Source organism: Sorangium sp. So ce448 (assembly GCF_051520915.1).
GTDB classification, from domain to species: domain Bacteria; phylum Myxococcota_A; class Polyangia; order Polyangiales; family Polyangiaceae; genus Sorangium; species Sorangium cellulosum_B.
Window position 1 is genome coordinate 10,128,378 of the sequence record NZ_CP150343.1, and the last position, 24,063, is coordinate 10,152,440.

General features: G+C 70.0%; 19 protein-coding genes. 6 read left to right on the forward strand and 13 right to left on the reverse strand.

The window, feature by feature from the left end; genetic code table 11:
* Window positions 1-37 precede the first annotated feature (37 nt).
* Entirely contained in the window at window positions 38-688 is a 651-nt protein-coding gene (locus WMF45_RS38240; RefSeq protein ID WP_437710871.1) for a LolA family protein, read from the forward strand.
* Window positions 689-1,134: 446 nt separating this feature from the next.
* Here the strand turns inward: WMF45_RS38240 and WMF45_RS38245 are convergent, their stop codons facing one another.
* Window positions 1,135-1,917, reverse strand: coding sequence for a hypothetical protein (locus tag WMF45_RS38245; protein ID WP_437710872.1), 783 nt, complete (start codon window positions 1,915-1,917; stop codon window positions 1,135-1,137).
* A gap of 283 nt (window positions 1,918-2,200) precedes the next feature.
* Here WMF45_RS38245 and WMF45_RS38250 point away from each other — a divergent pair, with 283 nt between their 5' ends.
* The gene (locus WMF45_RS38250; protein WP_437710873.1) at window positions 2,201-3,193 is read left to right on the forward strand and encodes an amidohydrolase family protein; all 993 of its coding nucleotides are present in this window, start codon (window positions 2,201-2,203) and stop codon (window positions 3,191-3,193) included.
* Between the two features lie 18 nt (window positions 3,194-3,211).
* Here the strand turns inward: WMF45_RS38250 and WMF45_RS38255 are convergent, their stop codons facing one another.
* From WMF45_RS38255 to WMF45_RS38270, 4 genes are all read right to left on the reverse strand, one after another.
* Window positions 3,212-4,795: a hypothetical protein gene (locus WMF45_RS38255; protein ID WP_437710874.1), complete on the reverse strand. Its 1,584-nt coding sequence runs from the start codon at window positions 4,793-4,795 to the stop codon at window positions 3,212-3,214.
* Window positions 4,796-4,870: 75 nt separating this feature from the next.
* Window positions 4,871-5,917: a hypothetical protein gene (locus WMF45_RS38260; RefSeq protein WP_437710875.1), complete on the reverse strand. Its 1,047-nt coding sequence runs from the start codon at window positions 5,915-5,917 to the stop codon at window positions 4,871-4,873.
* A 98-nt stretch (window positions 5,918-6,015) separates the two neighbouring features.
* Window positions 6,016-7,317 (reverse strand): FecR domain-containing protein, encoded by a 1,302-nt coding sequence (locus WMF45_RS38265; RefSeq protein ID WP_437710876.1) that lies wholly within the window; start codon window positions 7,315-7,317, stop codon window positions 6,016-6,018.
* Complete coding sequence (locus WMF45_RS38270) at window positions 7,308-7,940, reverse strand: RNA polymerase sigma factor (protein ID WP_437544827.1); 633 nt, start codon at window positions 7,938-7,940, stop codon at window positions 7,308-7,310. The genes WMF45_RS38265 and WMF45_RS38270 overlap by 10 nt, the downstream gene beginning before the upstream one ends.
* Before the next feature lie 239 nt (window positions 7,941-8,179).
* Between WMF45_RS38270 and WMF45_RS38275 the strand changes: the two genes are divergently transcribed.
* Entirely contained in the window at window positions 8,180-9,190 is a 1,011-nt protein-coding gene (locus WMF45_RS38275; protein ID WP_437710877.1) for an alpha/beta hydrolase family esterase, read from the forward strand.
* Window positions 9,191-9,254: 64 nt separating this feature from the next.
* Here WMF45_RS38275 and WMF45_RS38280 read toward each other — a convergent pair whose 3' ends face one another.
* The gene (locus WMF45_RS38280; RefSeq protein ID WP_437710878.1) at window positions 9,255-11,054 is read right to left on the reverse strand and encodes an ABC transporter ATP-binding protein; all 1,800 of its coding nucleotides are present in this window, start codon (window positions 11,052-11,054) and stop codon (window positions 9,255-9,257) included.
* A gap of 256 nt (window positions 11,055-11,310) precedes the next feature.
* Complete coding sequence (locus tag WMF45_RS38285) at window positions 11,311-14,004, reverse strand: penicillin acylase family protein (RefSeq protein ID WP_437710879.1); 2,694 nt, start codon at window positions 14,002-14,004, stop codon at window positions 11,311-11,313.
* A gap of 271 nt (window positions 14,005-14,275) precedes the next feature.
* Here WMF45_RS38285 and WMF45_RS38290 point away from each other — a divergent pair, with 271 nt between their 5' ends.
* Window positions 14,276-15,451, forward strand: a complete 1,176-nt coding sequence (locus WMF45_RS38290) for an SUMF1/EgtB/PvdO family nonheme iron enzyme (RefSeq protein ID WP_437710880.1) — start codon at window positions 14,276-14,278, stop codon at window positions 15,449-15,451.
* A gap of 73 nt (window positions 15,452-15,524) precedes the next feature.
* On the opposite strand, the gene WMF45_RS38295 is transcribed toward WMF45_RS38290, so the two are convergent.
* The 6 genes from WMF45_RS38295 to WMF45_RS38320 all read right to left on the reverse strand — a co-directional run bounded on the left by WMF45_RS38295 (window position 15,525) and on the right by WMF45_RS38320 (window position 22,376).
* Window positions 15,525-16,523 (reverse strand): HupE/UreJ family protein, encoded by a 999-nt coding sequence (locus WMF45_RS38295; RefSeq protein ID WP_437710881.1) that lies wholly within the window; start codon window positions 16,521-16,523, stop codon window positions 15,525-15,527.
* Window positions 16,520-17,338: a hypothetical protein gene (locus WMF45_RS38300; RefSeq protein WP_437710882.1), complete on the reverse strand. Its 819-nt coding sequence runs from the start codon at window positions 17,336-17,338 to the stop codon at window positions 16,520-16,522. The genes WMF45_RS38295 and WMF45_RS38300 overlap by 4 nt, the downstream gene beginning before the upstream one ends.
* A 137-nt stretch (window positions 17,339-17,475) precedes the next feature.
* A complete protein-coding gene (locus WMF45_RS38305; RefSeq protein ID WP_437710883.1) occupies window positions 17,476-18,774 on the reverse strand; it encodes a polysaccharide deacetylase family protein in 1,299 nt (432 codons plus the stop codon).
* Window positions 18,775-19,143: 369 nt separating this feature from the next.
* Window positions 19,144-20,049, reverse strand: a complete 906-nt coding sequence (locus WMF45_RS38310) for a phosphotransferase family protein (RefSeq protein WP_437710884.1) — start codon at window positions 20,047-20,049, stop codon at window positions 19,144-19,146.
* Between the two features lie 189 nt (window positions 20,050-20,238).
* Complete coding sequence (locus tag WMF45_RS38315; RefSeq protein ID WP_437710885.1) at window positions 20,239-21,282, reverse strand: NAD-dependent epimerase/dehydratase family protein; 1,044 nt, start codon at window positions 21,280-21,282, stop codon at window positions 20,239-20,241.
* A gap of 56 nt (window positions 21,283-21,338) precedes the next feature.
* Window positions 21,339-22,376: a deoxyhypusine synthase family protein gene (locus WMF45_RS38320; RefSeq protein WP_437710886.1), complete on the reverse strand. Its 1,038-nt coding sequence runs from the start codon at window positions 22,374-22,376 to the stop codon at window positions 21,339-21,341.
* Between the two features lie 451 nt (window positions 22,377-22,827).
* On the opposite strand from WMF45_RS38320, the gene WMF45_RS38325 reads away from it, so the two are divergent.
* On the forward strand, window positions 22,828-23,367 hold the full coding sequence (locus tag WMF45_RS38325; protein WP_437710887.1) for a hypothetical protein: 540 nt from the start codon (window positions 22,828-22,830) through the stop codon (window positions 23,365-23,367).
* Complete coding sequence (locus WMF45_RS38330; RefSeq protein WP_437710888.1) at window positions 23,364-24,062, forward strand: hypothetical protein; 699 nt, start codon at window positions 23,364-23,366, stop codon at window positions 24,060-24,062. Before WMF45_RS38325 ends, WMF45_RS38330 begins: the two co-directional genes overlap by 4 nt.
* Window position 24,063: the final 1 nt, after the last annotated feature.

Sequence of the window (24,063 nt, forward strand, 5' to 3'; positions counted from 1 at the left end):
CTCGTCTGACATGACCATGTCAGAGGACGAGGCGAGGATGCAGCGACGATCTTTCCTGATGGGGCTCGCGGCGTGCGGCGGGGCGCTGTCGATCGGCAGCCACGCGCGCCGCGCGCGCGCGGACGAGGTGGGCGACGTGCTCGCCGAGATCACGCGGGCGCGCGCGTCGGTGAAGACGCTGGTCGCGCCGTTCACGCAGGAGCGGAGCATCGGCCTGCTGGCGACGGCGGTGAAGAGCGACGGCGAGATGACGCTGGTGCTGCCCGACCGGCTCCGGTGGGAGCTGAAGCCACCGGACGCGATCACCTACTGGATCACGCCCGAGGGGTTCGGCTTCGCGACGCCGAAGGGCGCGGCGGGCGCGGGGCGCGGCGCGGCGGGGCGCTTCGGGGCGGTGCTGTCGGACCTCCTTGTGCTGCTCGGCGGCGATCTCGGGAAGCTGCGGGCGCGCTACGATCTGTCGATCCCGAGCCGCGCGGACGGGATCACGCTGGCGGCGCGGCCGCGGGTCGAGGAGGTCGCGAAGCACGTGCGCAGCCTCGAGATGACCTCGGGGCCGGAGCTGTGGTCGGTGCGGCGCGTGGTCATCGAGGAGCGGAACGGCGACCGGAGCGTCATCGCGTTCGGCAAGGTGGCGCGGGACGTGACCGTGGATCCGGCACGGATGAAGGCGCCGAAGCAGGGCTGAGCGGGCGCCGAGCTCGTGCCCGGCGGCGCGCGAGGCAGCGCCGGGCCGCCCGGCCCCCCGGGACACGGAAGCAGAGAAGAGCGCGGGCGTCGCGGCGCTGGAATACCTATCACGTCAAAACCCGGAGAATTTTCACAGGGAGGCGGGGAGGCGGGGAGGAAGAAGAAATGAATTTCTCCCTCTTGCTGTCTCTCGCTCCCCGCCTCCCCGCCTCCCCGTGAAATTCCTGTTGTTTCTCGTGGTTTCAACCCGTTTGTCGGTCTAGCACTACTGCGGGAAGTCGGAGGGGAAGCGAACCGCCATGACGCCAAGGGCGCCAAGAAACCAGGGAAATGGGAGGGAAAAATGCCGGGACGGCACTTTCTCTTCTCCCCTTGGCGCCCTTGGCGCCATGGCGGTTTTTCTGCCGATCCGAGGCAACTTCCCGCAGTAGTGCTAGGCGAAGATCAGCACTCGCACTCGTCCTCCCCTTCATAGGATTTGGCGACGAAGCTCATGTCGTACGGGTAGCTCGCCTCGGGCGGCCCATAGACGCGGAGCAGCAGATCGTTCGCCGAACCCGCGCCCCCTCCGTCGAGCCATACCCGTCCATGATCGCTCTCCTCGGCCCCGAGGAGCTCCATCGTGGCAGCGCTGTAGACCTCCACGATCAACGTGTTCTCTGGACCGGGGGGCGGAGTGTACTGCTCACAACCGGAGCCGCACAGCTCTGCTCCAGAGGCCAGGACCCGAAGGCTCCAGTTGACCTCCTCGATCCCGAGAGAGGTGGTGTCGAGCAGGTACCAGTCCTCGTCGCCCTGGCAGAGGACGAAGTCGATCTTCGAGAACCACGCGCTGGGACCGAGGCTGTCGTCGGTATGGTCATAGGCGAGCGGAGCCGCAGAGGCGGACGCGTCGTTCGCCTCGTAGGCGTCGTCTGCGCAAACAGACGCTCCGCCGCCCCCGGTCGCGGCCCCGCCTGCACCAGCCCCACCCACGCCGCTGCCGCCGCTGCCGCCGCTGCCGCCGCTGCCGCCGCTGCCGCCGCTGCCGCCGCTGCCGCTGATGGCGCTACCGCTGCCGCCGCTACCGCTGACGGCGCTGCCGCTGATGCCGGTACCGCCACTGCCGCTGCTGCCGCTGGCATCGCCGCCGCCGCCTCCTTCGGCGCCTGAGCCCGCGCCATCGTCGAGCCAGCGCGAGCAAGATGTCGTTCCAACCAAAGACGCGCAGAGCGCTGCGAACCCCATGAGACGAACCGAGCTAGGAATGAGCGACATAGATAACTCCACTGGGCACAAATGAACAACCACCTCCAGGGCGAAACCTCGCCCTCGAGGCGCGAACATCGAGCGTTCGCACAAAGCAGGCTCAGAAACGAATCATCCGCTCACATCAACTCTTCATATTTCACGACTCCCTCCTTTCTCATGGCGCCATCCCCGCCGCGACGTATCCTTGTCGGCGATGGATCCGCATCGCTCAATCGCCTCTCATCGCTCTCGTGGTCGCCGCCCTCATCACCCTCCTTCGATGAGCTCGCGCGCCGATCGCGGCGCTCGCTTCCGGAGCATCGCGTGGGGCGCCGCGCTCGCCGCCGTCCTGGGGTGCCGTTCGTCGCCGCCTCCGCCGGCCCGTCAGGAGGTCATCGACATCCATGTGCACCTGACGGAGGCCAGCGCGGTGGCACCATTGCTCGCGCACATGGCCAAGCATCACGTCGATCGCGCCGTCATCCTGGCGAGCCCGGACCTGACGAGCGGTCGCGGCGGCGCTGGCCTCTCCGGGTACCGCGCAGGCAACGACATCGTCCTCGACGCCGCGGCGGCTCACCGTGGAAAGCTCATTCCCTTCGTCACCCTGGATCTGGGCCACGACGACCTCGCGTACCTCGCCGAGCTGCGCAGCCGAGGCGCCTGCGGCGTGAAGCTTTACCAGGGGCACAACCTCTTCCACGAGCGTCCCCTCGACGACCCCTCGCACCAGGCGATGTGGCAGGCGCTCGCGGATCAGGCGCTTCCGGTTCTGCTTCATGCCAACACCGTCCGTTACAGGAGCGAGCTCGAGGCGGTCCTGCGCGCCTTCCCCGACCTGCAGCTCGTTTGCGCGCACCTCTGCGGCAGCCGCACCGACCTCGCGCGCATGGAGTCCCTGATGGAGGCGTTTCCGCGCCTCCTCGTCGATACGAGCCATGGCTCCGCCGGCCCGGCGACAGAGGGCTTCGCGAGCCTCGAGCGGGAGCGCGCCCAGCTCCTCAGGCTGTTCTCTCGCTGGCCCGAGCGCTTCCTGTTCGGGACCGATCTCGTGACCAGCGGGCTGGACCCGATGTCCATGGAGCTGTGGGACCTGCAGGTGGAGTCGAACATGGGTCTCTTGAAAGAGGACAAGTTTCGCTTCTTTCGTCAAACCGCCGATCAACCGGCCCGCACCATCGGCACCTATCAGGGCCTTCACCTGCCCCCCGAGCTCCTCGGCCCCGCCCTCGGGCAGAACGCCGCGCGATGGCTCGGCGCCTGCCTGCGCTGAGGGCCGCCGGCCGCGGCCTCAGGGGCCGAACTTCGCGAGGAAGATCGCCCGGGTGGACGTCGGAGCCACCAGCGGTCCCGTGCCAAAGTCGATGGTGCCGAGGAACGGCCCGGCGGCGTACACGTCGCCGGTCGCGTCCATGGCCGTGGAAAAGCCGTACTGTTGCTCCCTGCCGCCGGTGTGCTTCACCCAGCGGACCGTGCCCGCCGCATCGAGCTTCGCGACGAAGGCATCGCCATAGGTGCAGTCCATCAGGCCCGTCCCGAAGTCGACGTCGCCGTAGATCAAGCCGGTGATCGCGAGCTCGCCGTCCGCGGTCGCCGCGACGTCCAGCGCCGTCTGCGGCCCGTACTGCCCGAGGCGCTTCGCCCAGAGGAGCTCGCCTGCCGGGTTCAGCTTGGTCACGAAGGCGTTGCCGCCCCACGTGACAGAGCCGGGCTCGAGAGGACCGTACCCGCCCGCGCTCACCAGCGGACCTGCGCCGAAATCCACGCTCCCGAGGAACGTCCCGCTGATGACGACGTTTCCAGCGCCGTCGACCGCGACGCCGTACGCCCTCTGGAGCGCCTCGTCGCCGAACCGCTTGCTCCAAAGGTGCTCACCGGCGGCGTCGAGCTTCGCCACGAAGATATCCTCGCTGCCCGCGGTGATCAGCGGCCCGCCGCCGAGGTCGATCGTCTCGGCGAAATAGTCGCCGAAGCTGCCGGCGAGGACGACGCTTCCCGACGCGTCGAGAGCGACGTCGTGGATCTCCGTGTAGCCGAGCTGCTTGTTCCAGAGGCAATTCCCCGCAGGGTCGAATTTCGCGATGAACGAGTCGATGTCACCGACGCTGGTCAGCGAGGCGCCGCAGACGCTGATCTGGCCCATGAACGTCCCCGCCACAACGACGTTCCCGGCTGCATCCATGGCGAGGCTGTCCGCCCATTGATCACCATCGACGCCGATCCGAGCCGACCAGACGTGTTCTCCGCCTGCCGTGAAGACGGCCACGAAGGCGTCGCCCCTCGACTCCTGCCCCACGAGCAAACCACCTCCGAAGTCGACGCCGGCCCCGTAAACCACCCCCGTCGTGGCAATGAGCCCCGCCTGGTTGACCGCGACGTCACGGGGGTAGACGGAACCGGAGAATTCCTTGTGCCAGAGGTTCTCTCCTTCGTCGTCGAATTTCGCGAGGGCGAAGGTCAGGGCGCCCCCGGTCGAAAGCGGACCGTCGCCGAAGTCGACGCCATCGGCGACCGCCGTCGCGACAACGAGGTTGCCAGGGTCGTCCACGGCGATGCGGCTGCCCACCCAGACGTGGGGTTGGCGTGGGTTCGAGGCGAAGTGCCGGCTCCACAGAGAATCGCCGCTGCCGACCGCGCCGCCGGCGCCTGCGCCGCCACTGCCGACGACGGCGTCGCTGCCGCCTGCGCCGCCGCTGCCGACGGCGGCGTCGCTGCCGCCGTCGCTGCCGCCTGCGCCGCCGCTGCCGCCTGCGCCGCCCTCTCCCGTCGCGCCACCTCCGGCGCCATCATCGCGTATGGGGTCGAGCGGGATTCTGTCGCATGCGGCGACAAGCGTCATGAGCACGGTGCATCCAGGGACGAGGAGCTGTTTCAAGGAGGTCTCTCCTATCTCGGTTGAGGAAGAGCGCGTGGCTTGCTCCTATGAATGGCCGCCTGTCGTGGCGGCGGCTCACCGCTGGACGACGACACCGAGCGAGAACGACGCGAGCGGGCTGAACGTCGAGATCACCCGTCCTGCAAACCGGATGTCGACAGGCGGGATCGCCGCGCCGCCGAGCGCGCCCGCCGTGAGAACCACGGAGTCGACGAGCCGGAAACGCGCCTCGCCTCGCCCGTACACGAAGGCGGTGAACGTGGACTCGTCGCTGTCGATATAGGGCGGTCTCGCATCGCCGGACGCGCTCACGTAACCGAGACCCACGCCGGGGGAGAGGACGAGTCCGAACCGACGGCTCCTCTCGATGGGCGCGAGGGCGAGCTCGACGCCGAAGAGCGAGCGGCGAAAGCGAACCTTGCCTTCCGACGCCTCGATCTCCGGACCGACGATCGACAGGTCCGCCAGGAGCCCGACGCCGATCCGCGTCGAGGGCCAGATCCGGAGCGAGGCATCGAGCGCCAGCGAGGCGCCAGGCGCCTGCCATCCCGCGGCGATCGCGACGCCGACCTCGACGAGCGGGGCCCTGGGCGCCGCAGGCACCGCGAACGGCGGCGAGGGCGGCGCCCAGGCGCGGACCGGCGGGCTCCGCCACGCCTCACCGGGCGGCGCGGCAGGAGGCGCGGCGGGAGAGGGCTGGACCGGGGCCGGCGCGGCGGCCGCCGGCGGCTCCGGTGCGACGGCGCCGGCGGAGGCCCCGGCCGTCGACAGGAGCGCCCGCACCAGCTCCGCCGCGCGGAGCACCCGGGTGTCGAGCGGGCCGTCTGGCGCCACGCTCGCGACCAGGTCCGCGCGCCCGCTCGAGTCCGACCAGATCTCGATGGCTCCCCCCTCGCCTTCGGGGATGACGATGAGCAGCCCGCCGGAACCAGCCGCCGCCGGGCCCGCCTGGACGTGCACCTGCAGGCCCGCCGCTTCGAGCTCCTGCGAGAGCCGGTACGCCAGCGCCCCGCGCGCGCCGGCGACGACCGTGATCGGCGGCGCCTCGTCGGCGGAGCACGGCGCTGCGAACGCCGCGAACGCCAGCAAAGCGACGAGCGCGCAGCCGATCGAGCTCGCCACGGCGCGCGCTCCCCGCGAGCGCAGGCGGCGTCGACGCGGCGGCCGCGACCTCCGTGGGAGGAGGCTCAATCGAGCGTCCAGGCTGCCGAACGGAACCCTCAATCGGCCTCATGGGCGAGCGTCGCCGCGAGCCCGGCGTGGGCGCCGTTCGGGTACGCCGCGAGGTAGCGCGCGGCGAGCTCTCGGGCGCGCGCGCGGAGCTGGAGGTTCCTCGCGCACTCTATCGAGCGGCCGAGCGCCTCCGGCGCGAGCGCGCCGCGCGGCCTCTCCGCGAGGTACACGGCGAACCAGCGCTCCGCCTCAGCCCAGGCGCCGCGCCCGTCGAACGCCATGCGGCCGAGGTGGTACGCCGCGGCGGCCGCGGCGTCGCTCCCGGCAAACCGCCGGCGCGCCGCCTCGTAGAACCTGGCCGCGACGTCCGGCTTGCGCGAGAGCCGCGCCGCGGAGCCGAGGTCGACGAGCTCCGCGCCGCCGGCGCGCCCGAGCACCGTGTCGATGCCCAGGAGCTCCACCTCCGCGAGCGCCTCGCCGAGCTTGCCCGCGGCGAGGTGCGCGCGCCAGCGCTCGGCGGGGGCGTCGGCCAGGGGCTCACCCGCGCGGGGCTGCGGCGAGCCAAGGACGGGTGGCGCGGGGGCGGGCGCGGATGCGGATGCGGCGGCGCTCGCGCTCGGGAGGAGCGCGGGAGGCTGCGCGGAGGGGATGGCCTCCGGATCAGGCGCTGGCGACGACGCCTGCGGCGCGGCGGATCGAGGAGCCGCGCACGCCAGCCGCGTCGATTCGGGGGCGGCGAGGGCGCGCCCCGAGGGGTCGACGCATGGGCCCAGGATGCGCACGCGGCCGGTGATCATCGAGACCGTGAGCTCCTCGGCTTCCGTGTTCCACGTGATGTCGAACTCGGTGCCGATCACGTGGACCTCGAAAGGGCCCCCGGCCACGACCCACCGGGTGTCGTCGCGATGCACGACGCGCACGCGCAGCGAGCCGCGCTCGAGGAGGACGCTCGCGCCCCGGGGGCCGACCTCGGTCACGCGGGCGCGCGTCCCGGGCGCGAGGTCCACGCGCGACCCGTCCGAGAAATCGAGCCCGACCTGCGACGCGTCCGCCGCCACCCACCGGCCGACGGCGCCCGGCGCCCCCGCGACCCGGTAGGTCAACGGGTCGCCCGGCCGGAAGAGCACGAACCAGAGGACCGAAGCGGCGACGCACGCCGCAGCGAGCGCGACGCCGAGCCGCCGCGAGCGAGGAGCCGCCCCGGCGCTCAGCGAGAGCGCGGCCTCCTTGCGGTAGATCGCCTCGAGTCGATCCGTGGTCGACGGCCGCACCAGCCGCTCGAGCGCGGCATCCTGGTGCGCGGCGACCCGGCGCCCCACGGCCGCGACGTCTTTGGTCCTCAGGTCCATCGGTCGCCCTCCGCGAGCCAGGAAGAAAGCACTTCATCCTTCTTGCAGCGCTCGACGAACGCGAGCTCCGCGCGCTGGATCCGGCGCTTGACGGTGGCGAGCGACACCTTGCACGCAGCGGCCACCTCCGCGAGCTCCTGGCCCTCGACGATGCGCAGCGTGAAGGCCAGCCGATCGTCGGCGTCGAGCGTCTCCAGGGCGCGGTAGAAGGCACGCACGCCCTGCCGGGCCTCCGGATCGGCGCTGGCCGCGACCTCCGGCAGCTCGTCGCTCGCGAAGAACGCGAGCCAGCGGTGCCTGCGCCTCTTGCGGAGCGCCTCGCGCGCGACGAACACGGTGACGCTTGTGATGAAGGGCTTCAGCGCCTCGGGCTCGCGCACGTCGTCGATGCGGGAGAACACCCGAGCGAACACGTCCTGGACCAGATCCTCCAGGCTCCGGACGTCGCCCAGGATGCGAAACAGCATCCGCTCGACGAGGCCCGCATAGGTGTCGAGCAGGCGGCGCTCCGCCGCGGGGTTCCGAGCGTGCAGACCGCGCAGGATGTCGGGTGAGGTGAGCTGCGCGCCGGCAGGGCGGTCCGGCGGACGGGGCTTTCCAACGACGCGGAGGTGCACGGACATGGGGCAGCCTCTAAGATGGCCGGCCCCCGCCGCGACGGCTCAGAGCGTGCGTGCGGCGACGCCCTGCGCTCCCGCCCGGCGAGCTGATGCATGAGCGCTGGCGCGCGAGGCGAGGGCGGGCTTTGCAGAGCGGGACCGAGACCGACGAGGCAGGATTGATCGGGTTTCGAGCGTTTTGATTCGGCTATCTTCGGAACGCTCGCCGCCGGTCCGGGGCGACGGGGAAGGAGCCGAGCTCGATGATCAGCCGAAGCACGTGGAGTGCGCTTTTCGCCGTGGCGTTCGCCGCGGCGAGCGCCGTGGCCTGTGAGGGTGAAGACTCGCCGAGCTCGCCGAGCGGGGTGTCTGGAGCAGGCGGCGGCGCCGGCAGCGGAGGTGCTTCGGCCAGCGGCTCGGGCAGCGGCGGTGTGACGAGCGGCGGCGGCGCTGGCGAGGCCGCCTCGTCGGGCGTGACGGCTGCCAGCTCCGGCGCTGGCGGCGACGGAGCTGGCAGCGGCGGAGGCATGAGCGCGACGCCGAGCGCGGGCTGCGAAAAGGCACCGAGCCAGGCGCTCGACGCGTGGGTCGAGCAGCCCGCGAAGACCATCGCGTCGGTCGAGCGGCATTGGTGGGTACGGCTGCCCGAGGGCTACGAGCCCACGCGCGCGTATCCCATCGTCTTCATGTTCCACGGCTGCTCGAGCGAGACGAACAACGTCCCGATGCAGAACGTGACCGGCGACGACGCGATCCTGGTGCGCGGCGCCGGCGTCTCCGACGGCGTTTGCTGGGACGCCTCGTCGAGCGGACCGGATCTGACCTTCTTCGACGAGATGCTGGCGGACGTGCTCGCGAACACCTGCGCCGACACGTCGCGCGTGTTCGCGGCGGGCTACAGCAGCGGCTCCTGGCTCATCAACATGCTCGAGTGCAAGCGCGGCGACAAGCTCCGCGCGACCGGCACGGTCTCGGGCGGCACGCCGGGCACGCCGCGCGATTGCGTCGGGCGGGTGGCGCGCATCTTCATCCATGACGCGGACGACAAGGACAACACGATCGACCGCAATCACGCCGAGCGCGATCGCCTCCTCGAGCTGAACCATTGCGACGCCGAGGCCGCGCCGGTGCCGGAGGACCCCGCGCCGTGCGCTCGTTATCAGGGCTGCGACGCGGGCTATCCGGTGATCTGGTGCGAGACGAGCGGCAAGGGCCACGACCGGCAAGACGCGCTCGCGCCCGGCGCCTTCTGGGGCCTGTTCTCGGAGCTCTGACGGGCGCGCCCGGCGCGCGGAGGCGAACTCCCGATCATGCTTTGACCGGCGCCTCGGGATCCGCTCACGCGCCGGGCACCGCCGCGGCCTCGAGCAGCGCTGGCTCCAGCACACCCGCTCGGTGGCCGAGGCCTCTCGCCCCGGAAGGCTCGTGCGCCCGCCAGAGATCCATCATCCGGCGATACGCCCCGCCGCGGCGGAGGAGCGCCGCAGGCGGGCCCTGCTCGACGACGCGCCCGCCCTCGATGACGACGACGCGGTCGGCGCGCAGGGTGGTGGAGAGCCGGTGCGCGATGAGCAGCGTGGTGCGGCCCCGCGAGAGCCCCTCGATGGCCCGCTGCACCGCGGTCTCGCTCTCGACATCGAGGCTGCTCGTGGGCTCGTCGAGGATCACGAGCGACGGGTCCTTGAGCAGCGTGCGCGCGATCGCGAGGCGTTGCCGCTCCCCGCCGGAGAGCGCCACGCCGCCACGGCCGACGAGGGTCTGGTACCCGAGGGGGAGCCGCTCGATGAACTCCTCCGCGCAGGCGGCGCGCGCCGCGGCGTGGAGCGCCTCGCTCGTCGCGTCGGGCGAGCCATACCGGAGGTTCGCCTCGATCGTGTCCTCGAAGAGGAACGGCTCCTGCGTGACGATGCCGAGCTTCCGCCGGAGCGCGCGCTGCGACAGCGCCCGGAGGTCGAGCCCGTCGATGCGGATCGCCCCGGAGGTCGGATCGTGCAGCCGCAGGAGCAGATCGGCGAGCGTGCTCTTCCCGGCGCCGCTCGGGCCCACGACCGCCACGAACTCGCCGGCCCGGATCGAGAGCGAGACCCCGTCGATGACCGCCCGCCCGGCGGCGTGCTGGTAGCGGAAGCTCACCTGATCGAGCTCGAGGTCGCCCCGGATGTGCTCCGGGCTCACGGCGCGCTCCGGATCGGCGACAGCGACCTCGGCGTCGAGCACGCCGAAGATCGCCGCCAGGCCGACCTCGGCGCGGCGCGCCGTCTCGTAGACGCCGAGGAGCGTCTGCGCAGGGCCATAGAGGCCGCCGACATAGCCGAGGAACGCGACGAGCGTTCCCACGCCGAGCTCCCCGCGGAGGACAAGGAGGCCCCCCACGCCCAGCAGCGCCACACGGCCGATGTTGACGCAGACGCTCCGGCCCGCGGAGAGCCGCGTCTGGAGGCGGATGCTCTGGAGCACCTCGCCCTGCGCCTCCTCGACGGAACGGATGAACCGGGCATGCTCGTCCGCCTCGCGCGCGAACGCCTTGACCGTCTTGATGCCCGAGAGCACCTGCTGAAAGCGGTTGTAGATACCGCACCAGCGGTCGAGCACCTCGCGCTCGCGCTCCACGAGGCGCGCGGTCGTCGCCCTGCCGAGAAGGAGCGGAGGCACGATGAACCCGACCGCCACCAGCGCGAGCAGCGGGCTCAGCCGGAGCATGATCCCGAGCGAGACCACGAGGTAGACGAGCGCGGGGAAGAGCTGGAACGCGACCGAAGCAAGGCAGTCCATGAGCGACGTGATCCCGCGATCGACCCGCGTCATCGTCTCTCCGACGCCCCTCTCCTGATGGTACGAGAGGGGCAGCGCGTGCAGCCGCGCGGTGGTCTCGTCGAGCAGGTCGCGGTTGATGCGGAGCCGCACCCGCCACACGGCGAGCGCCCCCAGACCCTCCGCGATCTGCCGGAGGACGACGAGCGCGCACAGGGCGAGCGTCAGGCAGGCGAGGGCCCGGGCGCTCTGCTCCGCGGGCGCGGCCGGCCCGCTCCCGGGGCCGAAGACACCGGCGCTCGCCGAGATCTGGTCGAAGATCGCGCGGTGCGCGAGCGGCTCGAGCGCGGGCAGGCCGCCCGAGACGAGCGTGAGCGCGAGGCACACGGAAAGTCGCGCGCGATGGGGGGATAAGTAATTCAGACTCCGGCGCAGGTCACGAATCAGGGATCGCTTCACGGCCAATGCTCATTCGCGCCTCATCGCAGCGCAGGAGAAGGCGCCAGGCGCGGCCGGATACGAGCAGGGGATAGCCCTAGGCGCAACGGTCTTCTCTGCGCGTTCGAATGGAATCATCGGTGTCCCAGGAGCCTGCGGAGCCGAGGGATCCTGGGAGTCTGGATCACGCGCCGGCGCGGGCGGGTCAGCGCGCCGGCGAGATGTCCACCACGCTCGCCGGATCCGTCACCGCGCCCGGCCCGAAGTGGAACTCGAGCGGCTCGTTGTCGAGCCATTGCGGAAGCAGGTTGTTGTAGAAAGCGCTGTCGCGGTGGAGGTCCGACCCGCCGGGGAGCCCGAAGCGCATCTTCGGGCCCGCTGGATCCGCGTCGATGACCAGCCGGATCGACGGCCCGTTGGCGAAGGCGAAGCTGGGCTTCTTGCCGTCCGCCGGGAGCGCGCGCGCTCTCGGGTTGGCGACGTTGACGGTGAAGAGCCCGCCCGGCGCGGCATGAGGCCCGTCGTTGTACACGGCGAGGCCGAAGTTATCGAAGATGCTGCGGAGCGTGAGCGTGTGGACACGGCCCCAGCGCCAGTCGTCCGCCGGGCCGATGACCGCGAGCGAGGCGGCCGCCTTCGTGAGCGCCCGGAGCACGATGTCGTCCTGCGTCTCCGCCACGCCGTCGGTGGTCACGTCGTCCCAGAGCAGAGCGCCCGAGCTCAGGCGCGCCGGATCGCGCAGCGCGCGCGCCACCACCGTCAGCCCGAACCCGGGCTCATCGAGGCCCGCGGCCGCCGCCTCGTCGCCCAGCGCCTCGCTCACGATCGCATAGAACGTCGCGTGGAACGCCGTGCAGCCGATCGACTCGGCGGCGAGCGTCGCGTCGTCCACCTTGCCCGCGTCCACCGGATCGTGCCCGTCGAGCCCTGTCGGACACGTGGTTTCCCAGGCGGCGAGCGCGTCGACGACGGCCTGCTCCTCGTCCGTCAACGTCGCCAGCTCCGCGGCCGAGAGCACCGCAGGCACGACGAAGCTGCCATAGAGCGAGTACGTGTCGCCTTGCATCGCCGTCATGGTGTCGGGCGAATGCGCGTCGCCGCCTGCCTCGAGCAGATCGAGGATCCGCTGCTGGCGCGTCCCGTCGGCCTTGCCCCACGCCTGGAGCGCGCCTTGCCCGTCGTTCGTGGGATCGCCGTCGGCTGTCGCGCCCGTCATGTCGCCGTTCGCCGTCGCGATCGCGGCCCGAGGCGGGTTGAGGAGCTGCGGCAGCTCGGCGAACGGGATCGGGTCGCCCCACTCGGCGCTTCCGTCACCCGGGAGCGGCAGCCACGCGGGCACCTCGGGCGACGCCCAGGGCCGCGCCGGCACCTTGCTGTACGGGAACCATCCGATGTTCCCCTCGGTGTCGACGACGACGAAATTCTGGCTGACGAAGCTGGCCGCCTCGAGCCCCGTCCTGGCTTCGGCGACGCTTCCAGCGCGCCCGAGGGCGAAGAGCGCGTCGAGGTCCGTCCCGCCGTCGTGCCCGCGCCACCGGATGGTCACGGCGGTGCCGGCGGCCGCGTCCTCGCTCACGATGGGCCCGTGGTGCGGGACCCAGCGGAAGGTCTTCTCGATCGTCTCGCCGGAAGCCGCGTCCTTGAACGAGAACTTCTTCTCGACGATCGCCACGTCTTCCCCCTTGAAATCGACCGACGCGCCGTCGCCGGTGAGCGTCTCCAGGTAGACGTCGGCCAGGTCGTAGTACGCGGTGGTCACGCCCCAGCCGATGGACTCGTTCTGTCCGATGATCACGCTCGGCATGCCCGGAATCGTGGCGCCGGCGACGTGGTATTCGCCGTCGCCCCGGCTCCTGGCGTCGATCTCGACGGGGAACCAGGTGCTGGGATTGCCGAGCAACAGGTGAGGATCGTTCGCCAGGACGGCGTGGCCGCTCTCGGTGCGGCCCGGGCCGACAACCCAGTTGTTCGACCCGGTGTCGCCCGCCATCTTGCGCCGGCCGTCGCCGACCTTCGCCGCGCGCTTCGCCGCGCCCGTGAGGAGCGCCCGGTGCGGCGCGAGCCGCGACACGGCCACCGGCGCGAAGGGCCGCACGAGGTCCGCCGTCTGCGCGGCGGGCACGGTGAACGCGTCGAACACCGGCGCGGGCGAGAACAGATCGGCGGCGAGCGCCGCGTCGAACAGCGGTATCTTCTCCGCGAGCTCGAACTCTTCCCCGCTGTTGTTCGAGAGGTCGTTGAGCACGTAGAGGCCGACGGCGGTGCTGTCTTCCGGCCTCCAGTCGCGGATCGCGTCCTTCACCATGAGCGCGAGGTTGTACTCGACGGTCAGCGTCGCGCCGTTCCTCTTGCTCCGCATGTCCGCGAGCCAGGCGTTCACGCCGCGGGCATACGCGTCCAGATGCCCTTTCACCTCCGGGCTCGCCTGCTCGTAGAGCACCCTCTCGAGCGGCTCGCCGTCGCGCGTCGTGAAGAAATGGCGGTTCTGATAGTCCTGCTCGAGCACCTGCGCGCCCGCCTTCACCAGCCCGCCCAGCGACCCCTCGACGAGGTTGCGGATGAAATCCATGAAGAAGAAGCGGTTCTGAGCGTGGAAGTAACCGAGCGCGGCGAAGCAGTCGTCGTCGGACGTGCACTCGAGGTGAAGGACCCCGAGCTCGTCGGTCACCGCCCGGACATCCCCGTCGAGATCGGGAATCGCCACGCCGCCGGGGTCCGAGCCCCCTGCGCCGCCGCCCGCTGCTCCCCCGCCCCCCGCTGCTCCCCCGCCGCCTTCACCGCCATTGCCACTTGCCGCGCTGGACGGGGCTTCGCCGTCGTCGCCGCACGAGACGGCGGCCGCCGAAGCGGCAAAGACGAACGCAAGAACCAGCGAACCGAAACGAGCCGTACGCATCATCAGCGATACTCCTCCTGCCTTCGGGCGCACGATATCACGCGCCTTCGGCGGGAACGGCGAACTGTGCGCGTCGATAGCCTGCCGGGGCAGAGGGCGAGATCCAGCAGCGCCACATCGTGGAGCCGGGGCTCCCGGAGAGCGCCCGGCGCGCCGCCGCCCGGAGCGAGCGCGCCCCCGCCGGACCGCCTCCGGCCCGGCCGGGGCGCGCGGCGTCGATCCGGGGGTGCGACGCCTGGTTCCCCTCGCCGCGATCTCGACTATGACGCCGGGCATGCGACGCCTCCTGCTCCCCCTCTCCCTCCCCGCCCTGACGCTCGCCGCCGCCTGCTCCGGCGCGCCCCCGGAGCCCGCCCAGCCGTTGCCCTCCCCGCGCGCGCACGACGGCCACCCGCCCGCGGCCGCCCCGTCCCCCGCCGAGGCCGGAGCCGGAGCGCCTGCCGCCCCGGAGGCCGGCGCGCCCGCCGCCCAGGCGGGGACGGCCGGCGGGGAGACCGCCGCCGCCGAGGAGCTGGCGTGCCCGGCCGACATGAAGCTCGTCGAGGGCGAGTACTGCAGCGAGGTCGAGCACAGCTGCCTCCGCAGCTGGTACGACAAGTCGAACAAGAAGACGATCTGCGAGGAGTTCGCCCCCGCCCCGGCCCGCTGCACGGGCGACAAGACGAAGAAGCGCTATTGCATCGACACGTACGAGTGGCCGAACAAGAAGGGGGAGCGGCCCGAGGTGATGAACCGCTTCCACCAGGCGCAGGTCAAGTGCGCCGCCGTCGGCAAGCGCCTCTGCACCGAGTCGGAGTGGACGCTCGCGTGCGAGGGCCCCGAGATGAAGCCGTTCCCGTACGGGTACTCGCGCGACGCGACGAAGTGCAACGGCGACCACCTCTGGGACGATCCCGACATGAAGAAGGTCGCGAAGCGCGATCCGGGCGAGCTGGCCCGCCTCTGGAAAGGGGTGCGGAGCGGATCGCAGCCCGAGTGCATCAGCGACTATGGCGTCGCCGACCTGCCCGCGAACACCGATGAGGTGGTGGCGAGCGAGACGAGCGGCGGCTGGCGCGGCAAGTTCGACAGCGTCCACACCGGCGGCCCCTGGTACAAGGGCGTGCGCAACCAGTGCCGGCCGAAGATCTACACCCACGACGAGGGGTTCTATTATTACTTCCTGAGCTTCCGCTGCTGCGCCGAGCCCGACGGCAAGGCCACCGAACCGCGGACGCCCCGGCAGGTCCAGGAGGGGTGGGACATGGCTCGCGTCGAGCGGATGGCGCAGTTCACGGTCGAGCAGATGCGCGGGAAGCTCGAGCTCAAGCAGCAGGGCAAGTGCGAGTGCAAGCCGACCGACATCCTCTGCAAGACGATGTGCGGCACGCTGCTCGGGCCTGGCGCGGTGGACGCGACACCGGGGGGCGGCGCGCCCGCTGCGCCGGGGAGCGGCGAGAAGAAGCAGTGAGCGGCGAGGCGCCTGCCGGGCCTGCGGCGCAGCGCGAAGGAGGCCGCCTCCACGCCGCCGCCTGCGGGCTCCGCTACATGCTGGCGTCCGTCAGCATCGCCACGACACGCTCGATCGACCAGTAGCCTGCCATTGCGCCCATCGCATACACCACGCCGCGCCTCACCGTCGCTGGTTGCGTGGGGACGCGCGCGGCAAGGAGGCCCAGCGCGACCACCAGCGCGATCACGCCGAGCTGACCGAGCTCCACGCCCACGTTGAAGAACAGGAGCGCAATCGGCACATGCCTCTCCGGCAGCCCGATGTCGAGCAGCGACGACGCGAACCCGAGCCCGTGGAGCAGCCCGAAGGCGAACGTGACGACCCATGGAGCCCGGCGGGTCAGCGAGTCGGTCGGCCGGATGCACTCGCCGCAGATCAGCACGATCGAGAGCGCGATGGCCGCTTCGACCGGCGGGGCCGGCAGCGTCAGCCAGCCGAACACGGCGCAGGCCAGCGTCAGGCTGTGCGCGACCGTGAAGGCCGTGACGGCGCCGAGCAGCTTCCGGCCGCCACGCACGAGGAGCGTGAGCGCGATGACGAAGAGGAGGTGGTCGAACCCGGTCAGGATGTGCTCGACCCCGAGCCACGTGTAATCGACCATGATCGGCCGGAGCGCGCCGAGCCCGGCGGAGGCGGGAATACCGTAGACCAAAAGGCTCGGGTCGTTGCCGGTCAACACCCGGACAAGCCGGCTTCCATTCCGCCACTCGACGACCACCATCACGCTGGTCTCGGTCCCCTCGAGCCAGGGGAGCTCGATGGTGCCGACCAGGCCGTCGTGACCGCAGTCGAGGACTGCTCCCTCGAGCTTGCAAGCAGGGGGGAACACGGCGGGCGTCGCGAGGTCGGCCTCCAGCGCGGACGAGCTCGCCTGCCAGCGCACAAGGAAGCGCCCGTCGTGGCCTTCGACCTCCGTCAGCGAAAGAAGCGCTGAGTTGAGCGCGTGGCCGGCCGCGGGGACAGGCGCCAGAAGCAGGGCCAGCAAGAACGGCAGGGACCGAGCCAGCCGGAGCAGACGCGAACGATTCAAGGGCTCTCCTTGAACCTGTACTGCGCGAGGAGGCTCTTGACGAACTCGTCGACGGCTTCCTTCTTCCGCGCGGCGGTCCAGTCGGTGGTGAGGGTCGCGCGGATCGCCTCGCGGCTGGGCAGCCCCCCGCCTATCTGGTTGACCCGCACGAGCAGCAGGCTGTCCTGGGTCTCCAGGGCCTGCCACGTGGCGAGCGGCGAGCTGCCAATGCTCTCGGAGACCGCGGGTCCGAACCTGGCTGCGAGTGAATCGCGGGTGAGGTTGCCACCCTCGATCGGACGACCGAGCGTTCGTGGGTCCGCACCGTCGGCCAGCGCACGTCGATACGTCGACCGCTGCTCCTCCGCGGCCGGATCGCTCTTGGGAAAGGCCACGACCTCGAAATCGTACCGGAGCGGCGTTTCGTACTGGCTCCGGTGAGAAGCCAGCCACGCGTCCAGCTCTGCGTCCGTCGGCTCCCGCGCCGCCATCGGCTGAGCCGCCCGTGTCCGCAGCCTCTCGGCCAGCGCGACCCGCACCGTCGCATCCTGCCGATCGAGGCCCTCCCGCAGCGCCTCACGGTAGAGCACCTCGTCCCGCTTCCACCCGTCGAGCGCCTCCGCCAGCTCAGCCGCCGTCGGCGCCCGCCCTATGGTGTCGCGGAACTGCCGTTCCAGGTCCGCCTTCAGCCCCGGGCTGACGACGATCTCCCTGGGATCGCCGGCGACGAGCCGGTGGCCGAGGAACAACAGCGCGCCGATGAAGAGGAAATGAAGGACCGGTTCGCGGAGCAACCGAGCGAAGCTCCCCGTGGTTCTACCGCTGATGTCAGGCATGAGACGCGCTCTCGCTGGAGGAGAGGAGACCCAAACGCTCCGGAGACGTCAAGCCCCAGCTGCGGGGCCTGCCGCGGGTGAGATCGGCTCCGCCCGAAGCCGCGCCGGTGAACGGCGCGGGCTCCGGGCGGCTCGCGTCACGGCGAGAGCGTGACGGACTTCGCGTCGAGCGCCACTTCGTAGTAGCCCTGCGGATGCCACTTGAGCGCGGTGCCGTTCTGCTTGAGCGTGCCGCCGGTGACCGTCACGCGCACGTACTTCCCCGGCGGGAAGTTCTGGGGGAGCGTCCAGTTGTAGGTCGTGTCGTTCCCGTTCTTCATGTTGGTGCCGTCGGAGATCGCCTTCTGGCCGCGCCAGTAGGCGCCGATGGTCTCCATGGTGCCGATCCACACGTCGCCGTACGCCTTGACAGCCTTGACGTGGTCGACCCAGGCCTGGAACGGGATGGGCTGATAGGCGCCGTCGTTGCCGCCGGTGAAGCCGTGGATGCAGAAGGTGCGCCACTTCTTGCCGCTTCGCGCGCTCGCGACCTCCGAGTCCATCTGCGCCTTGGAAGCGTTGGTCGGGGGAATGTAGGTGGGCAGAACGAACGGATTGCTGTTGTCGTTCGGGCCGATCAGGGCGTTGGACACGCCGCGATTGATCATGAAGCGCGTCCGGGCGATGCCCTCGTATACACCCGCGCCGTTCGGGGCCGCCATCGTGTACGGCGTGACGCCGTACTTGTCCTTCATGTCCTTCGTCGCGGCGTCCGTATCGGAGCCGCTGTCGTTGCTCGAGTGGCTCCTCGTGTGGTTGGCGAGCTCGTGCCCGCGCATCAGAGCCTGTTTCCAGACCGCGTTGTTCGCTTCCTGCTTACCGGTCCAGACGAAGAAGGTGAACGGCACGTCGAGCGCCATCATCTCATCGAAGTGCTGGATCTGGGTCTGGTTCACGTCGTCGAAGCTGTACGTCACGGCGCCCGCGAAGCCGGCCCAGTCGATGACCTTGAACCCGCCGGCCGCGCCGGCCGGCTTCGGCACGTTGCCAGCGCCGGGCCCCGGCGGAAGGCCGGATTCGGGCGCCTCTCCTCCATCACCGCCACCGCCCGTTCCTGCTCCACCCGATCCGCCCGTGCCGCCGGCGGGGTCCGAGCCGCCGCCACCGGCAGGGTCCGAGCCGCCCGTGCCGGCGGGGTTCGAGCCGCCGTCGCCCCCCCCGGCCGACGCCGAGGTCGCGCCGGGCTCCCCGCCGCTGGAGGAGGAGCTTCCCGGCGTGCCGCCGCTGCTGCTGCTCGTCGTCTGCTGGCCACCGGTGGTGCCGCCGCTGGTGGTGTCCTCCCCGTCATCGCCGCAGCCGCTGACGTGCAGCGTGCCCAGCAACAACATCGCACCGAGCGCCAAGGATGATGACGCAGGAAAATTCTCGAAGTGGAAGAATCGCGATGATTTGAGCATGGGGTGAGGATACAAAACCCCCCGAAGGCACTCAAAGGATTATGCACGACGCACGCGCATCGACGCATCGCACGAATGGTTCACATGTTACCAAAAGTAGCGAGTGGCTCACGCGTTACCGAAAGTAGCGAGCGGCTCACACGTTACCAAAAGTAGCGAGCGCCGCGTCAGCGAAGCGCTGCGCCGTATCTTTCTAGCGACGCGGCGACCGCCGGAGCGTACCGGGCTTCGCGTCGGCCTCAGGGGCAGCGCTGTCCCCCTGACCCACCAGGTGGTTTCCACGCCCGCCTCGAGAATCGGCGAAGCAGGCGGGCGGCCCCGTGGTGACGGCCGGAGGAGCCGCCCGCCGCGTGGGTCCAAGGGTCCGCATCACGGATCCCCCTGGTGTCCCAGCAACACGCGTCGACACCATCGATGCAAGCGCACGTCGTCGGTCGCGAACGACCAGCGGGCGGCGAGCCATCGCTCTGCAGGCTCGAACAGCGCGTCGAGGTGCTGGGCCAGCAGCCACTCCCGGGCGAGGTGTCGGTCGCGATCCGTGGCGGTCGTGGTGATGAACGGCGTGAGGTAGATGACGGCAGAGAGCGGATCGAGCCGGGCGTCTCCCACGATGGGTAGGCCCCCGAAGTCGATCACGGCGCTCACCTCCTGGCCTTCGACGAGCACATTGCCTGGATAGAAGTCCATGTGCACGAAGCTCGGTCGCTCCGGCTCGGGCAGCGCGGCGGCCAGGCGCGCCGGATCGATGCCGTCGAACGCGCTCCCGGCGCAGGTCAGGCTCTTCCTTGCGCGCAGCTCGAGGTAAGAGCGGTAAGAGGGCGTCCGGATCGGCTCGGCTTCGCAGAGATCGCCGTACCACGCAGCGCTCACGCGCAGGGCTCTCAGGAGCGTCGAGGCCTCGAGAAAGCGAATGATGAGATGTTCACGCTCGGCGCCTGTCGCCTCGCCGAGCACCTGCAAGAGGGGCCGCCCCGGCAACCGCGGCTCGACCGTGATGAGGCGGCCGTGCAGCTCGGTCATCTCCAGGACACGCGGGATCGAGAACGGCACAGCGCTCGCGCCCTGGTGGAAGTCCTCGAGCATCTGGGCTCGTCGAACGACCGTCTCCCGGACGGTCCCGGGATGGTGGACGCGCGCGACCTGCTCGCCGCCCAGCGCAAACACGCAGGCTTCACCGCCGACGCCGAGCAGCGCATCCCGGGTCAGGCCGAGATGGCTCATCACCCGCAGCAGGGGGGCGTCGTCGTCGATGCTCATCCCTAGGACACCGTTCACGTTGATCAAGCGAGAAATGAACCGCCAAGACACCAAGGACGCCAAGATAATTCTCTGTTCTTGGCGTCCTTGGTGCCTTGGCGGTTCGAAATTCTGCGCTTTTCAGGCAGTTTCAACCTGTTTGTCGCTCTAGGTCCACTGCGGGTGACTCGTGATGATGATCTCGCTCGCCCCGGCGCCGCGCGCCCCTCAGAAGAAGGCCTTTAACAGGCCGATCGCGCCCTGCTTCCAGGGCACGCGGTGGGTCACGCCCGAGCGGCTCTCGAACTCGCTCCGGTGCGCCCGGTACCACTCGAGGTTGCGCACCAGCGCGTCCTTGTTCGAGTACCTCGGCGTGAAGCCGAGCACCCGCTCGGCCTTCTCGATCGACACGAACGAGTCCTTCGACGCCGTCTCGTAGACCCACTTGTAGAGCGGCGACACGCCCATCGCCTCGAGCGCGCGCAGGCCGACCACCGCCGGCGCCGCCGGGAAGGGCACGATCTTCTTGCCCTTGCCCACCGCGTCGAGCACCGCCTGGTAGTCCTCACCCATGGTGGTGAAGTCCTTCGCGCCGATGTTGAAGGTGTCGTTGGCGACCGCCGCGTCCTTCGTCATGCACAGGTAAATCGCCTCGCAGAGATCGGCCACGTCGAGGAGCTGGTAGCGGTTCTTGCCGTCGCCGATCATGGGGAAGCCCTTGCCGTCGAGCGCCCAGTCATAGAGCAGGGCGAAGACCCCGAGCCGCTCCGGTCCGATGAAGGACTTGGGCCGGATGATGGGCACCACGAGCCCCCGGCCACGCTCCTCCAGGCACACGACCTCGGCCTGGATCTTGGCCTGCCCGTACGGGCCCACGCCGTCGAGCCGGTCGTCCTCGCAGAGCGGGTGGTGGTCGGGGATGCCGTACACGGCCGTCGAGGAGATATGAACCGCGCGCTCGACGCCGTGGCGGCGCGCGGCGCTCATGACCACGCGCGTGCCGATCACGTCGGTCGTGTAGATCTCCTCCGCCGTGTACAGGGGCAGCGCGGCCGCCGTGTGCACGACGAAGTCCTGCCCCTTCACCGCCGCGTCGACGACCGCCGCGTCACGGATATCCCCGCGCACCTCACGGATCTGCGACCGCTCGGGGTAGTCGAAGTCCAGCAGGTCGAGCGACGTGACGTCATAGCCGCGCTCGAGCAGGTGCCGCACCAGATTGATCCCGAGGAAGCCCGCGCCGCCCGTGATCAGGACCTTCTTCTTGCTCATCGTCTTACAACCTCGCTTCTGGGACAGGAATCAGGAATAAGGAGAGCCGCCGGCGCTCACGCGCCGCGCGCCTCGATGATGGCCCGAGCCTCGGCCGGGTGGCGCTTGCACTCGAGCAGCGCTCCGAGAAGGAGCGGCGCCACGATGGTGGCGTCCGACTCGATCACGAACATGGGCGTGTCCTCGGTCAGCTTGTCCCAGGTGATCTTCTCGTTGGGCGTGGCGCCGGAGTACGAGCCATAGGACGTCGTCGAGTCGGAGATCTGGCAGAAGTAGGCCCAGGGCCGGGCCGGCTCTTCGAGATCGTACTTGAGCGACGGCACCACGCAGATGGGGAAGTCCCCCGCGATGCCCCCGCCGATCTGGAAGAACCCCACGCCCGCGCCTGCGCTGAGCGCGCGGTACTGATCGTACAGCGCGGCCATGTACTCGATGCCCGACTTCACGATGCTCGGGGAGCACTCGCCCCGCCTCACGTAGGACGCGAAGATGTTGCCGAAGGTCGAGTCCTCGTGGCCCGGGACGACCAGCGGCAGCCCGGCCTCCGCGGCGGCGAGCAACCAGCACTCCTCGGGCGGTCCACGGTGGAGCGCGGGCTCGACCGCCCGGACCAGCTTGTAGAAGTACTCGTGCCAGAAATGGCGCTCGCCGCTCGCCGTCGCCCGCTCCCACATGGGGACGATGTGCTTCTCCACAGCGCGGAAGGCCTCGTCCTCGGGGATGCTTGTGTCGGTCACGCGCCGCATCCGGTTTTCGAGGATCCGCGTGTCGTCCTGCTTGGTGAAGTAACGGTAATCGGGGAAGTCACGGTAGCCATCGTGCGCCACGAGGCGGAACAGCGACTCTTCCAGGTTGGCGCCGGTCACCGACATGCCGTGGATCAGGCCGGCGCGGATGGCCGGCGCCAGCGTGATGCCGAGCTGGGCCGAGGACATCGCCCCAGCCACGGCCCAGAACATCTTCCCCCCTCGCTCGATGTGCTCCCAGTAGGCGAGGAGCGCGTCGCGTGTCGCGCGGGCGTTGAAGTTCTTGTAGTTGCGGAGAACGAACGTGAGAAGGGGCAGCGTCGTGGCCCCCGACTTCGTCTCAACCATGTTTCGCCGAGCCTCAGCGACCACGAAGGTCGTCCCGGTGGTCTCGGGTCGCGCAGGCCACCAGGGACGCGCTACGGACCGGCGCAGGCCGGGCCGCCATCGCAACGTCGGGTGGCTTCGGGGGCACCGTAGCATGAATCGCGCGGATCGTGTCAAGCCCGTCTCGGCGGGCGGTCCCACCTTGTCTGCGCTCTCAGGCGGCGTCGTGCAGCCCAGGCCGCGTGCCGGCCAGCGCGCTCTCACAGCGATCTGGACCGGCGGCCGGCGCCAGCAGATGGACGAGCGCTCGAGCCGCGCAGGCAGCTGCGAGTGCTGCACGTTTTGGACGGAACGACCCGGGGCCATTGTCGTCCTCTCGTCCCGATTCCGTTTGACGCCGGATCCCCAGTATCAGAAGAATCGCCCGCGTCGTCACGTTGCTCGTCCGTTGCGAAGAGGGGAGAAGGGGGCGATGGGCGCACGGAGCCTGCGGATCCCATGGGTGGTCCTGGTCGTCCCCCCGCTCGTCGTCGTACCGACGCAAGGAGAGGCGTCCGAGCTCAGCGCCGGTGTGAGCCTCGGATGGCTCCAGGCCGGTACCATTCCGCGCCTCGCGGTGGGGCCGCATGCGGGCATATCGTGGCCCATCCAGCGAGACCTCCTGTTCACGGTGCACGACCTGTGCACGATCCTACCCCCGATCCAGGAGGACGGGCTCGGGGTCTACAATCAGACCTCAGTTGACATCGGCTACGCGTGGAAGGATGGCAATGTCAGCGCGGGGCCGTCTATCGCGTTCTACCTCATGCCGGCGTGCGGCGTCACCTTGTGCGGCCGCGTCGGTGGCCTGGCCGTGGGCGGCCACGCGCAGACCAACGCGTACGTCGCCGGACCGCTGGGGGTGTCGGTGAGCGTCAACGTGGATTGGGTCGGCCGGGGCAGCCTGGTGCTCCCGGGCTATATGTCCGTCGTGTTCGTTGCTGGTCCTGTGCTTCGATGGAGTGAGAAATGAACGTGAGAAGAGTTCTCTTGTTGATCTTGGTCATCGCGGCTTGGGCGCTGGCGGCGTGCAGCCGGACGTTCGGTGACTGCTATCCTGTCGAGGAGAGGACCTCGGGGGCAGGGGCCGGTCCAGGCTCGGAGCCCCGCCCCATCTTCACCTCCGCCGCATCCGGTGACTTCGGGGCCGACCCGCAGGGGGGCGGCGAGCGCGAGATCGCGTGCAACGAGTCGGACCTCGAAGAGGAAGAGGAGAGACCGAGCGACAGCGACAGCTCGGAGAAGCCGACAGCTAGCCCGACGAGCCCGCCAGATCCCTGCCAGCAGAGCGGCGCCCCGACCATGGGGTGCACAGGCAAAATACCGATCGACCCGCGAGCCTTCAATTTTGTTACGATCGTCGCCTACGATGGAACGGTGAGCGGTTGGCAGGAGGCAAAGGCCGATCTATATTTCGGTCACAATTTGGAGGGCGACGCAGCATGTTCGGTTATCGTAGGAATGCCCATCCGAAGCGAGCGTTGGGGGTTGACGTCGCCAGAGACGGCGGCAATATATGCCGCCAATGTGGCGAATGTATGCGCGGATTTTCTGTATGAGAATGGAGGCCGGGATCTTCCGCAAGGTATATTCTGCGAGAGGCATAAGAGCTGCATGAGAGAGCGCTTTCCCAAGATGTATGAAGAGCTCGGTGCCAGGGTCAAGTGAT